Below are 12,796 nucleotides of genomic sequence, written 5' to 3' on the forward strand. Positions count from 1 at the left end.
GATGCGTGTGCGCTCCCGCCTCCGCGCGATCGCCGCTGCCGCGGGCGTCCTGATCCTCGTCCAGGCGCTCGCGGTGGGGCTCTACTGGGCCGTGGAGCGCCGCCGCAGCGCCGAGCGGCCAGGTCGCCCTTTCGCTGTCGAGCGGCTCCACGAGGGCCAGCGCATGCCCGACGCTGCTTTCGAGCAGCCGGACGGGACCTCGCTCCGCGCCGCCGCCTTGCGCGGCCGGCCTGTGCTGCTCCACTTCTGGGCCACCTGGTGCGGCCCCTGCCGCGCCGAGCTCCCGCGCTTGCTGGAGCTCGGCCAGGAGCTGGAGAAGGCCGGGAGGCTCCAGGTCGTGGCCGTGAGCGTCGACGAGAACTGGGAAGTCGTGCGCGCCTTCTTCGGGGGCGAGATCCCTCCCGGCGTCGTGCGGGCTGGATCCCCTGCGGTGCAGCAGCGGTTCGGGGTCTCGACGTTGCCCGACACCTTCCTGGTGGACGCGGACGGCAGGATGTCCCTCCGCTTCACGGGCGCGAGGGACTGGCGAGCGCCCGAAGCGACAGCGCTGCTGCTTGGACAGGAGCGGCCAGCGCCCTGATCGCGCTTCCCGCTACTCGGCGCCCCCGGCAGACACCGACGACCCATCGAGGGAGCCGCCTGCGCCATTGGTGCCGCCTGCGCCATTGGTGCCGCCTGCGCCATTCGAGCCGCCTGCGCCGCCTGCGGCATCCGTGCCGCCTGCGCCATTGGTGCCGCCTGCGCCGCCTGCGGCATCCGTGCCGCCAGCGCCATTGGTGCCGCCTGCGCCGCCTGCGGCATCCGTGCCGCCAGCGCCATTGGTGCTGCCTGCGCCGCCTGCGGCATCCGTGCCGCCAGCGCCATTGGTGCCGCCTGCGGCATCCGTGCCGCCAGCGCCACCCGCGCCACTCGTGCTGCCCGCGCCACCTGCGGCATCCGAGCCGCCTGCGCCATTCGTGCCGCCTGCACCACCCGCGGCATCGGCGCCGCCCGTTGCATCGGCGCCGCCGGTGCCATCCGCGCCGCCCGTTCCACCGGCGCCGCCACCACCACCCGCACCGCCTGTGCCCGGGTCCTCCAGGGGGTAATTCTCGTCGAGGCACAAACGGCCTTCGGGCGTCACGGTGCAGATCTCTCCGTTCGCGCAGTTCCTCTGGCCCCTCGGGCACTTCGTCACGTCGAGGAGGCAGAATCCGTTGGTCTCCACGCCGAGGAACACACACGAGGCGTGCGGCAGCAGGCAGTCGCTGTGGCTGTTGCACGCGGGCGCGCACATTCCGAGGTCACCCACCCCGGGCTCGGCTACCAGCGGATACATGCAGACGCCGTTCTCCAGCCCTCCGCAGTCCTCGTTGGCGACGTCCCCGCCGAGCCCACACACACCGGCGCACACGCCGACGTCAGCGCCGATGTCGATGCACCACGCCGCGCAGGGATCCGTGCCGTTGGCTCCGAGCGCGCACGCGGCGCCTGCCGGCAGCCCTTGCGTGGGCTTGTCGACGCAGATGTTCATGCGGGGATCGCACACCCGGCCGCCGCACTGGCTGTCCGAACCGCAGTTCGGCATGCACACGGCCACATCCTCGATCTCCTCGCAGCGCAGCTCCTCGCGGCCGCGGCACTTCGTCGGATCGAGCTCGTCGAGGATGGTCTCGAGCGGGGGCTCGCCCGGGGTACAGCCGAGGAGGCAGAGGCCGTCGAAGCACGCGCTGCCTTCGCCCTCACAATCGCTGTCTCCCGTGCACGTGGTCGTGCAGTACCCGCCCGCCGGGCCTCCGCCGATGAACTCGTCGCCCGACTCCGTGAAGCAGAGGCCACGCCGGCCGCAGTCCGCGTCCTTCTCGCACCGGGCGCCGAGCCCCCGCGCCTCGCCTGAGCCGCCGTCTCCGCCTCCGGCGCCCGAGCCGCCGTCTCCGCCTCCGGCGCCGCTCTGGGCGCTGGAGCCGCCGTCGTTGCCGTCGGAGCCGCCGTCGCCCGAGCCACCGTCGCCCGAGCCGCCGCCGCCGGAGCCGCCTTGGCCCGCCGCGCCAGCGCCGCTGCTGCCGGCGCCCGCGCCGTCGCTCGTCGATGTGCCTCCCGCGACGTCTTCGGAATCGTCAGAGCAGCCGAGAAATCCCGTCGAAAAGGCGACCGTGCTGAGCAAAGCCGCCGCAATTCTTCGCACTCTCATCGCTGTCACCCGAACCAGGAGGCCGCGCCCCCATCGGGCGCGCCGTCGACTGATTCACAGACGGTACCGGAATCGGTGCCTCTCCAACATCGGCAAACCACCTTGTGCCGGCGTTCGCTGCCCCCCGCCGGGCCATCCGGGCGCGGCCCCGCTCAGAGCCGCACGAGCAGCCCGAGAAACCCGGCGAACGTCGGTCTCCCCGCGGTGCCGAGCCGCTCGCCGCCGAGCGTCACGACGGCGCGGGGCTCTGCGAAGATCGCGTGTGCATCCACCAGGAGGGTCGCGCGGTCGGTCAGGCGCAGCCCGGCGCCCCCGCCCAGGGCCGCGGCGACCGACAAGACATCGCCCGTCGCGCTCCGCAGCGGCGGCAGGGGATCACCGCTGACGAACAGGTGAATTCCGCCCACACCGGCCGAGAGCACAGGCGAGATCGCGCCGCCCGTGTCCAGCGCCCATACCGCCTCCAGAAAGGCCATCTCCTGACGGACGGACACCGTGCCGAGCTCGCCCTCGAGCGCGGCCCCGAGCGTCGGCCCGGCGAATGTCAGCCGCGCCGCGAGCCCCGCGGGCAGCGCGCCGCCGCGGCCGTCCGCGCCGACCCCGTACGACAGCCGCAGCGCGGGCCCCAGCGCCGGCCCGACGCCGTCCGCGCTCAGGAGCGCCACGAAGCCGGCCTCCACGCCCACGCCCGCGAGCATCCCGGCCCGCTCCGGCGCAGGGGGCATCCCGGCCCGCCGCCGGACGGGCGCCATCCACCGCCGCACGTCGTCGGGAACGGCGGCGCCGCCGTCCTCCGCGGCGCGCCCGTGCGGCTCCTGAAGGCTCGCCTCCAGCAAGCTCGCCTGCAGGAGCTCGACCGCGCGCACGGCCATCACCGACGGCGCCGCCGCGCCGGCCGCCTCCACGGCGCGCACCACCGTCTTCTGTGTCACGCGATCGACGATCCAGAGGTCGGCGGTCGCGCCCGTCCGCGAGCGGACGATCGTCGCGGCCGCGAACGCGTCCGCCTCCTTCGCGGCGCGCTCCAGCCCTGCGCGCAGATCACTCTCGGGCGCTCGCGTGACGCGCACCACCTCGAACCCCGCCGCGCCGAGCTCGGCCCGCAGCCGCGTCGCCGCCTCGAGCACGAGCGGGTCGTCCACGCCGGCCTCGACGATCACCACCCGTGACGCGGCCGCCTCCGCCTTCCGTGAGGGCGCGCCGGGCGGCGCCGCGTCGGCCCGCGCCGCGGCCGGCGCCGACGCGAGGAGGAGCCAGAGCAGGAGAGTGAGGGAGCGCACGCGCCAGGGCTCTATCAGATCGCAGGCGGGGGTGGAGGCGCATCGCAGCGGGCCAGGGGGAGGGGCCAGGGGAGGGGAGGAGGGGAGGAGGGGAGGAGGGGAGGGGAGCGGGCACGGGGCCCAGCGGCGTACCCGAGGAGCCGAGCCACGGCGATCCCGCAGCGTCCGTCCGGACGGGCCAGGACCGGGAGGACCTCCACGATGCGGCGCGCTCTCGCGGCGGAGCGTCGATGGGCATAAGCTCCAAGCTCGACTGGGTCCCAACCTGCCGTCGAGGCGCCGCCGCAGGGATCAGGGGCGACCGCGCCGATCGAGGGGAAACGCCATGGCAGATGGGGAGCTCGAGGATCTGCAGCGGCAGGCGCCGCCCGCCGAGGAGATCGAGCTCGTCAACAAGACGGCTCGCCGGATCTGCATCAGGCGCGATGGCAGCGATCTCGTCGTGGCGCCTTTCGACGTGGTGCGCACGACGGAGACGGCGGCGCAGGGGCTGGATCTGAGCGTCTGGCTCGAGCGTGGTTATGTGGAGAAGCGCGCCCCGGTCCAGGCCGAAGAGCCGAGCCTCGACGCCGCCGCCATCGCGGGGGTGCTGGTCCTCGGCGGGCTCACGTCGCTGTTCGTGGTCACCCTGGACGGCTGGGCCCGCCTGGCCTTCGGCACGGTCGGCGTCGGGATGATCGCGTTCACCGTGTTCCCGTCGCTGGAGCGCTGGGCCCGGCATCGCCATCGCAGCACCGCGTTGATGCTGCGCGACCAGTTCTGGCGCGCGATCGGCATGCTGGCGGTGTGCCTCGTCGGGTTCGGCATCCCCGCCGCCACGGTCCTCTTGCAGGCCGAGAAGCGCCTTCACGAGATCTTCACGTTATCGATGCGCAGCATGGCGCTGCTGCTCCTCTTTGCGCTGTTCATCGGCGCCGCGGCGACGTTGCCCGCGCTCCTGTTCTTTCTGTTCGCCGAGCAGCGCCGGAACGTGGTGAAGGAGCAGTTTCACCGCGACGTGCTGCGGCTCGATCCCGCGCTCCGCACGATCGACGAGGCGGAGCGGGCCTATTCTCCGCTGATGAAGGACGCGCTCGACACCCGGCGCGGTCCGCTGTTCTTCGTCCCGATCATCCTCAGCACGTTCCTCCTCTCGGTCGGCTGGGTGATCTCGGCGCTGCCGACGGTGGCGTCCGTGGCGGAGACGCTTGGGGACGAGCCGGTCGAGCTTCACTCCCTGTTCATCCCCAACCGGACCGCCTTCACGTTCGCGTTCCTCGGCACGTATTTCTTCGCGCTCAACATGGTATTCCGCCGCTATGTGCGGGCGGATCTCGGGCCCAAGGCGTACAGCCACATCTCCGTGCGCATCATCATCGCCACGATCCTGGCCTGGGTCATGAGCAAGACGTTCGAGGGCGCCTCGCCCTCGGGCGGCGCGGCGCCCATCGACAGCGCGCCCTGGCACCTGCTTCTGCTCGCCTTCTTCATCGGCATCGTCCCGGACACCGGGCTCGCCGTGCTCCATGACCTGCTCAAGACGCGCATGGTCACCTTCTTCGTCCCGACCCTGAAGGACCGCGACCCGCTGACCCATCTCGAGGGCATCACGCTCTACGACAAGGCGCGCCTGCTCGAGGAGGGCATCGAGAACATCGAGAACCTCGCGCACCACAACCTGATCGAGCTGATCCTGCGCACGCGCATCCCGGCCCCGCGCCTGGTCGACCTCGTGGATCAGGCCATCCTGTATCTCCACGCGCGAGACGAGGCCGAGCCGGCCCGGAGCGCGCCGTCGAGCATCCTTTCGAGGCTGAAGGCGCATGGGATCCGCACCGCGACCGATCTCGAGCTCTGCATGGCGGCGCAGGAGACGCGCGACGCCGTGATACGGCTGTCCTCCGAGTCGCGCATCCTGCTCCTGCTCAGCGCGCTGCGGGACGACGAGTGGATGCCGCAGCTCCGGAGCTGGCGCGAGTTCCGCAAGACCTACGAATACGCCTACACCGTCGAGCAGCTCACGCCGCCCTCGCCCGAGACGAGGCCCCGGGCGGCGTGACAGCGCGAGGCGTGGCGCGGCCTTCCGGCGGAACGGGGCTGGCCGCCGTCCGTCACCGCGGGCCCGCGACCGCGCGCCACCACGGGGTCGGCGCGCCGACGCGCTCGGGCTCGAACGCGGCGCCGATCCCGGGGGTCACGACGCGCGCGCCGCGCTCGGTCGCCAGGGAGAGCAGCGTCTCGGCCGGCTCGTCCCAGTCGTGGAGGGCCAGGTTGAAGGTGCCCCAGTGGACGGGCAGGAGCGTGCCGCCGCCGAGCATCTCGAACGCGGTCAGGGCGTTCTCGGGGCCGAGGTGGATCGTCCCCCATGCGGGGTGATACGCGCCGACCTCGAGCATCACCAGGTCGAAGGGGCCGTGTTGCTTGCCGATGTCCTCGAACCCGGGGAACAGCCCGGTGTCGCCGGAGAAGAAGACCTTGCGCCGCTCTGTCTCGATGACCCAGGAAGCCCAGAGCGTCGCGTTGCGGCTCGTCGGCCCGCGGCCCGAGAAGTGCTGTGAGGGCGTCGCGGTGAAGCGGACGCCGCCGATCTCCGCGCGTTCGTGCCAGTCGAGCTCGGTGATCCGCGCCGGGTCGACGCCGAGCGCCTCGAGGAGCGCGCCCACGCCGAGGGGCGTGACGATGGGGACGCGCGTGCGGGCCAGCGCCTCGATCGTCGGCGCGCAGAGGTGATCGAAGTGGTCGTGGGAGAGCAGGACCGCGTCGAGCGGCGGCAGCTCGTCGAGCGCGGCCGGGACCGGGTGGAAGCGCAGCGGGCCGGCGAAGGAGACCGGCGAGGCGCGCTCGCCGAACACAGGATCGGTGAGCACCCGGCGGCCATCGAGCTCGAGGAGGACGGTGCTGTGGCCGAGCCAGGTGACCCGCAGGCCGGTGTCGCTCTGCCGGGCCCAGGTCTCGTGGGGCCGCACGACGGGCAGCGGCGCGGGCGGCTCCCGCCGGCCGCGGCGGAAGAAGAACTCGCCGAGCACGGGCAGCGTCGAGCCCTTGGTCATGGTGGGCCCGGCGCCCGACGGGTTCTCGAACTTGCCGTCCTTGAACTGGGCTGAAGCGCGCGCCCGCTCGAGCCGCAGCCCTTTGCGACGCCGTGAATCGTTCATGAGGGGACGACCTCCTGCCAGGCGCGGTGTCTGGCGAGACAGAACACGACCTTGAAGGCGACCATTCCGCGGCCTGGTCGCCGGAGGAGGCGTGGGCTCCTCCGGGTGGAGCGCGCGCTCGGCCAGGGTGGCTCGCTCACGCACCGGACGAGCTTTGGGATCGGCGCGCCGACCGTCAAGGCCTGAGCTTGACAAATTGTTCTCGACTTGTCAATGTTGACCATCGCCTGACGCTCGCTCCGTGCCCTGGCGCCTCGGCGATCCGCCCCGTGCCCCTCGGGTACCGCCTCGGGGAGCGACCTGCCTGGATTTGTGCAGGAATCAACGCACGGCGAATCCCTGGTCATCCGACGATCCAGGGGTGCCGCGGCAACTCTCGTTCAGGCGAGACTCGACCGGTTCAGTGACACGGGCGAAGAGGGCGCGAGAAGCCAAATGTCTCGGTCAATGTGGGACATTGCGGCACAGGTCATTGGTCATCAACTGTCGTGGTCGTGGCTTCGTAAATAGTCGTTCATAAATGCCGGTAAAGTGAACGAGACGGACAGGTGCGCGGCAAAGTGACGACGATCGGGGGCGGGGGACCGGCGCGGAGATGCGCAAAATTGTGCGTGTTTGCGCGGATTTATAAACGATCGCGCAAACGATCCTGCGTTCAGTCATGTGAACGGCCATGTGAACGTTCACGTAAACGATCTTGCAAAAGCCCATGCAAAAGCCCATGCAAGCCCATGCAAACGACCACACAAATGACGCGGTGGGACGCATGATGGGCTTGACTCGCAACACGATACGGGACAAGAGTAATCCTCTTAGCGGTGCCTGACCGCCTGTTGAACGAGTCCTCCAGCTCCGCACCTCGTGATCGAGATCCCCTGGGGGGGTGATGACCGATGAAGCCCGCGGCCGTCCCTCCGGAGCCTCCATCGCGCATTGCGTGTCGAGAGCCCCTGACCAGCGCAAGGGCAGCGTCGAGCTGTAGATAGACCGTACTTCTTACTTGACAGAGGAGAACAACATGAGATTCGCATCAAGGGGCGCCTTGCTCGCCTCCGCGACGAGCCTTCTCGCCGTCTCATGCATCGCTGGTCTGGACGACACCGGCAGCGAGCAAGGCGACGCGCTCGGGGAGAGCCTCACGATCGACCCGAACGCGGCCTACACGCTCGTCGGCGTGCAGAGCAACAAGTGCGTCGAGATACGCGGGGGCAGCACGGCGAGCTCGGCGGCCGCGCAGATCGCCACGTGCAACGGCGCCACGCGACAGCAGTTCCGGGCGGAGTCCGCGGGGAGCGGATACTTCCGGCTGCGGAACGTGAACAGCGGCCTCTGCCTCGGGATCAACGGGGGATCGACGGCGAACGGTGCCTCCGTGGTCCAATCCAGCTGCGGTAACGCCACGAGCCAGCAATTTTCGTTCGTGGACGTCGGCAACAACGCCCAGCGGATCATGGCCCGAAACAGCAACAAGGCGCTCGACGTCATCGGGCGATCGACGGCGGAAGGCGCCGGCCTCCAGCAGTACAGCTGGGCGAACGGCGACAACCAGAAGTTCACGTTCAAGGTCGTGGGGGGCAGCTCAAGCAGCGCGAGCAGCAGCTCAAGCAGCTCAAGCAGCAGCTCAAGCGCGAGCAGCAGCTCGAGCAGCGCGAGCACCGGCGGAGGTGGTTCGGGCGGGGCTGGCGGCGCTGGCGGCTCGACCAGCTCCAGCAGCGCGACCAGCTCCAGCAGCGCGAGCACCGGCGTCGGTGGTTCGGGCGGTGCGGGCGGCTCCGGCGGTGCTGGCGGCTCCGGCGGTGCTGGCGGCTCGGGCGGCTCCGGCGGCAGCGACGCCGACACGGGGGTCAACCCGGCGTCGGGCTGCACGCTCGGCTACAGCCAGCTCCCGGACGGGAAGGGCGGCAAGAACGTCGAGGCCGTCTGCCTTCCGAAGGAGATGAACTTCAACATGGCCGCGTCGCTGGAGGCCTTCAAGACGACGGTCTACCCGCTCTTGACCGCCAACTGCTCTGGCTGCCACAGCTCGACGGGCAAGGCCCAGGCGCCCATGCACGCCGACGTCGATCCGGCGCTGGCCCACGAGTACGCGCTCACGCGCGTCAACTTCAAGAAGCCGGCGGACTCCAAGCTCGTGGTCCGGATGGGCATCGACCGGCACAACTGCTTCGGAACGAGCTGCAGAGACGCGAACACGCAGATGCTCAACGCCGTCACGGCGTGGGCGAACGCCGTCGCGCCGACCCTGCCGGCCACCCCGCGCCCCGTCGCGGCCGGCGAGAAGGTCACCGAGGACCAGGTGAAGGCGTGGATCGCGACGGACAAGGCCACGGTCGCCGCGGCGGACGCGGAGTTCATCAAGTACGCCTCGCTGCACGAGCTCCACAACGCGGGCGTCAGCGCAGAGGAGCTCAACGTGGCCCGCGTGGGGCTGTCGAAGGCCCTGAACTCGACCGCGCGCTGGGCCCCCACGATCGTCAACCCGGTGGACATCAACGGCAAGGGCATGGTCTACCGCTTCGATACCCGCAACTACTGGGGCTACAACAAGGGGGTCACGAAGCTCCACTTCGGCGGATCGGACGACGACGTCTTCTTCGGGAGGACCTCGGTCAACTACCTGGGTGAGCCCGTCGGCTCCGACGTCACGTTCAGGGAGCGGTACAGATACACCTCGACGGTCCAGGTGGATCCGAGCTTCGCCAGGCTCGTCTGGGGGCGCGTCCTCGCCGGCAACGTGGAGGGCGCCACGGACAGCCAGGTGCTGCCGCCGAACGTCAACGGCTTCAAGACCGATTACATCGAGGCGAGCCAGCTCGTCTACACGCTGACACGCCCGGACGTCTACAACGCCATCATGGCGATCCCCTGGTACGCGCAGGATCTCGAGGCCGAGCTCGGCGTCATCAAGGACGCGGGGATCAAGTCGTACGAGTACATGCTCACGAAGCAGGCCATCACCGTCGATTCCCGCATGTACTACAGGGCCAGGACGAAGAGCGGCGGGTACTACTGGAAGACGTGGGACGTCTTCTCCGGGCAGCTCGACGGCGTGACCACCATCGAGCAGGCGTACGACACAGGCCAGATCCGGTTCCCCTTCTGGGCGCACCCGATCCCCAAGTTCATCAGCGGGGCCGGCGGCTCGGCGAGCAACTACAGCTTCATCGCGACGCTGGCTCAGCCGAACGGCACGGAGCCGCCGGGGTGCGACGGGGCGCCGAGCTACGCGGGCGGCAGCTACCTGAACTGCCGCTATTACACCGGGACCGACGGGCTCCAGCAGTCGGCGGAGGAGGTGATCTGGGATCTGCCGAACGGCCTTCAGGGGTACTCCCTCTGGGGCGGCATCAACCAGCGCCGCGTCGACGCCTTCGGCAACATCGTGCGCGATCCACGCCTCCTCCGGAACGCCTCGGACGCGCAGATCAACAGCACGCTGGGCTTCGCCACCCAGGATCGCCGCCTGAACACCGGCAGCTCCTGCATCGGTTGCCATGCCGACGGCATGAACCGAGGCAACAACGACCTGCGCGACTGGCTGGACGCCGGCGGCTCGCGCCTCCCGAAGGGCGAGCACGGGGTCGACGGGTGGATCAACGACGCGGCGACGGTGGCTCAGGTCAAGGAGCTGTATCCCCCGTCGACCGTGATGCGGCCGCGCATGGAGGACGATCGCAAGGTCTTCCTGACGGCGATGGCGAAGATGAAGCGGGGCATGATCCTCGGCGCGGACAAGAACGTGTACGTGGAGCCGACGATCTGGACCATCGAGTGGGCGCAGAACTTCTACAAGTACCCGCTGACCCGCTCGAACTAGCACCTTCACTTCCGAGCTCACCGGTCCGAGGTGGGCAGCGCGGCGCGCGAGAGGGCGTGCCGGATTGCCTCCCTCGGGCCTCCGCCTTCCCAGCTCCCGATCGGCTCAAACGATGGATGCCAGAACGGGTGAATCACCCGCCGGGCGTCACGGCGTGAGGAGATCGCGCGCCACGGGCTCGTGCGCGCCGCGAGGGTGGCGCTTCAGGTAGAGCTCCGCGACGGGGCGCGCCGCCGCCCGGCCGGCCGTGCGCTCGACCGCCACCATCTTCCGGCCGAGCGCCTCGGCCGCGAACGGGCCGCCAGGCGACTCGGCAAGGTACGTGTCGTACCAGGCGACGGCCGCCCCGGGCGAGCCGCCGTCGTGGATCAGGCGGCCGAGCAGGAAGGCCGCCGCCTTGCCCTGGCTCGTCCCCGGGAACCGCTTGCGCGTCGCCGAGAGCGCGCGCTGCGCCACGTCGCCGCGCCGCGCGTACCGCGCCGCGTCCCCGAGGGCGACAAGGTCGTCCAGCGAGCCCCGCTCGAGCACCCCCCCGAGGCCGCGCTGCTCCGCCTCGGCCAGGACCGCCCGGAAATCCCCCGCCGCCACGCGCTGGGCCCAGCTCGGCGCCGCCGCCGCGCCGGCCGGCGCCGCCGGCCCCGCACCGTCCGTCGGAGAGCTCGCGGGCGCCCCCTCTGCCCGCGAGCCCTCCGGCCGTACGGCCCCGGCGTCGCCGCCCCCAGCGTCGCCAGGTCCGATGGTCGTCTTCTCCTCCCGGGGCTGCGCCGCCGTGCCCGCGGGCGGCAGCGCCTTCGGCGCCGGGTCCGCCGCGCTCGCGGCGTCGCCGCTCGAGATCTGCACGTCGCCCTCGCGCATCCGCGCCACGAGCCGCTGCCCGGCGCGGAGCGGCAGCCCGTCGGGCGCGAGCGGCCCGCGTACGGTCACGCTCCCCTCGCGCAGATCGACGCGCAGCGTGCCGTCGCCGCGGCTCCAGGACACGTCGAACTCCGTGCCGGTGACCAGCACCGCGAACGGCCCCGCCTCGACGGACCAGCGCGCCTCCGGCCGCCGCGTGACGCGCAGCGACGCGCGGCCGTCCTCGAGCAGCATGCGCGCCCCGGCCGCGTCGACGTCGACAACGCGCATCGCGCTGCCCGGCGAGAGCGCGACGGAGGTGCCGTCCGTGAAGCGGAGCCGCGCCTCTCCGCCGGCCGTCGCGGCGATGTACCGGCCCGCGGCGGAAGGCGCGCCCTCGACGGCGTAGTCGAGCGGCCGCGCCGGCCAGAGCGCGACGAGCGCGAGCGCGAACGCCGCCGCGCCGGCGAGCGCGAAGCTCCACCGCGGCCGCCCCGAGAGCGCGCTCCACAGCGGCGAGGCGCGCAGCCACGAGCCCACGCGGCCCAGGGCTCCCGCGCGGCCCGCGCCGCGGCTCACCGCCTCCACGAAGCGGGCGCGCTCGGCGGCGTCGTGCGCCGCGCCGGCGTCCGCGGGGACGCCGCTCCGCACGAGGTCCGCGAGCCGGCTCAGCTTCTCCGCTTCATTCATCGCGATCTCCTCCGTCGGCGGGGAGGGCCCCGGGCCGATCGAGGTCCTGCGGGGCCTTGGTGAGGTAGGCCGAGAGCGCTGGATCGCGCTCCGCGGCGGTGAGGATCCGGTGGGACGCGCGCGCGAGGTGGCGCTTCGTCGTGGCCAGCGAGCAGCCGAGCGCGGCGGCGATCTCGGTGAGCTCGAGCCCCTCGATGAACCGCAGCACGAAGAGCGTCCGGGACCTGTCGTCGACCTGGTCGAGGATGCGGTAGAGCCGCGTGAGCGCCGCGCGCCCCTGCGGATCCTGCTGCGCGCCCCCCATGTCCGGGAGCTCGCCCGAGGGCGACAGCTGGAGCCAGCGCCGCACGCGCCTGCGCCGCAGCTCGGCGCGCGCGACGCGCACCGCGATGCCGACGATGAAGCTCGAGAGCAGCGAAGGGTCCCTGAGGTCCTTCGCCACGCGGAAGAAGCGCAGGAACGTGTCCTGCACATGATCGTCGACCTCGTCGCCCGGCCCGAGGGTGCGCGTCAGGATCCGGCGCACGAGCGGCGCGAACCGCTGCCAGAGGATCGGCGCGGCGCCCGGGTGCCCCTGCGCGGCGGCGCGCGCGAGCGCCTCGTCGTCGGTCGCCGTCAGCGGTAGCGCCTGCACGCCTCGCCTTTGCGTGAAGGGCGCGACCGCTGTCAAGGGCGGGACGGTCGACCGGCGCGTCGGGAACACGCCCAGCAGTGTTCTCCAGAGGTCCACCGCGGCTCAAGATTCGGCACGCCCGCGCACCGGAGGAGATCGAGACAAGGTAACGATTGAGGAATATCGATACCATGTGCGCTGGGCTACTGATTGCGGCCGCGGCGGCTCCCGACGTTGTGTGAACGTTCTCACGGCACG

At 71.4% G+C, this 12,796-nt stretch carries 8 protein-coding genes; 3 read left to right on the top strand and 5 right to left on the bottom strand.

Annotated elements, in window-relative coordinates; all coding sequences use genetic code 11:
- The first annotated feature begins 1 nt into the window (after position 1).
- Positions 2-580, top strand: a complete 579-nt coding sequence (locus tag WMF44_RS14885; RefSeq protein WP_437299780.1) for a TlpA family protein disulfide reductase — start codon at positions 2-4, stop codon at positions 578-580.
- Positions 581-592: 12 nt separating this feature from the next.
- On the opposite strand, the gene WMF44_RS14890 is transcribed toward WMF44_RS14885, so the two are convergent.
- Both WMF44_RS14890 and WMF44_RS14895 read right to left on the bottom strand, forming a co-directional pair.
- Positions 593-2,170, bottom strand: a complete 1,578-nt coding sequence (locus tag WMF44_RS14890) for a hypothetical protein (RefSeq protein WP_437299781.1) — start codon at positions 2,168-2,170, stop codon at positions 593-595.
- A gap of 152 nt (positions 2,171-2,322) precedes the next feature.
- Positions 2,323-3,450, bottom strand: coding sequence for a hypothetical protein (locus tag WMF44_RS14895; RefSeq protein WP_437299782.1), 1,128 nt, complete (start codon positions 3,448-3,450; stop codon positions 2,323-2,325).
- Between the two features lie 325 nt (positions 3,451-3,775).
- On the opposite strand from WMF44_RS14895, the gene WMF44_RS14900 reads away from it, so the two are divergent.
- On the top strand, positions 3,776-5,488 hold the full coding sequence (locus WMF44_RS14900) for a hypothetical protein (protein ID WP_437299783.1): 1,713 nt from the start codon (positions 3,776-3,778) through the stop codon (positions 5,486-5,488).
- Between the two features lie 52 nt (positions 5,489-5,540).
- Here the strand turns inward: WMF44_RS14900 and WMF44_RS14905 are convergent, their stop codons facing one another.
- The gene (locus WMF44_RS14905) at positions 5,541-6,584 is read right to left on the bottom strand and encodes an MBL fold metallo-hydrolase (protein WP_437299784.1); all 1,044 of its coding nucleotides are present in this window, start codon (positions 6,582-6,584) and stop codon (positions 5,541-5,543) included.
- Between the two features lie 1,018 nt (positions 6,585-7,602).
- Between WMF44_RS14905 and WMF44_RS14910 the strand changes: the two genes are divergently transcribed.
- The gene (locus WMF44_RS14910; protein WP_437299785.1) at positions 7,603-10,401 is read left to right on the top strand and encodes an RICIN domain-containing protein; all 2,799 of its coding nucleotides are present in this window, start codon (positions 7,603-7,605) and stop codon (positions 10,399-10,401) included.
- Positions 10,402-10,548: 147 nt separating this feature from the next.
- Here WMF44_RS14910 and WMF44_RS14915 read toward each other — a convergent pair whose 3' ends face one another.
- Both WMF44_RS14915 and WMF44_RS14920 read right to left on the bottom strand, forming a co-directional pair.
- Positions 10,549-11,925, bottom strand: a complete 1,377-nt coding sequence (locus WMF44_RS14915; protein ID WP_437299786.1) for a FecR domain-containing protein — start codon at positions 11,923-11,925, stop codon at positions 10,549-10,551.
- Complete coding sequence (locus WMF44_RS14920; protein WP_437299787.1) at positions 11,918-12,559, bottom strand: RNA polymerase sigma factor; 642 nt, start codon at positions 12,557-12,559, stop codon at positions 11,918-11,920. The genes WMF44_RS14915 and WMF44_RS14920 overlap by 8 nt, the downstream gene beginning before the upstream one ends.
- Positions 12,560-12,796 lie beyond the last annotated feature (237 nt).

It is taken from the genome of Sorangium sp. So ce426, assembly GCF_051475585.1.
Classification (GTDB): Bacteria; Myxococcota_A; Polyangia; order Polyangiales; family Polyangiaceae; genus Sorangium; species Sorangium cellulosum_B.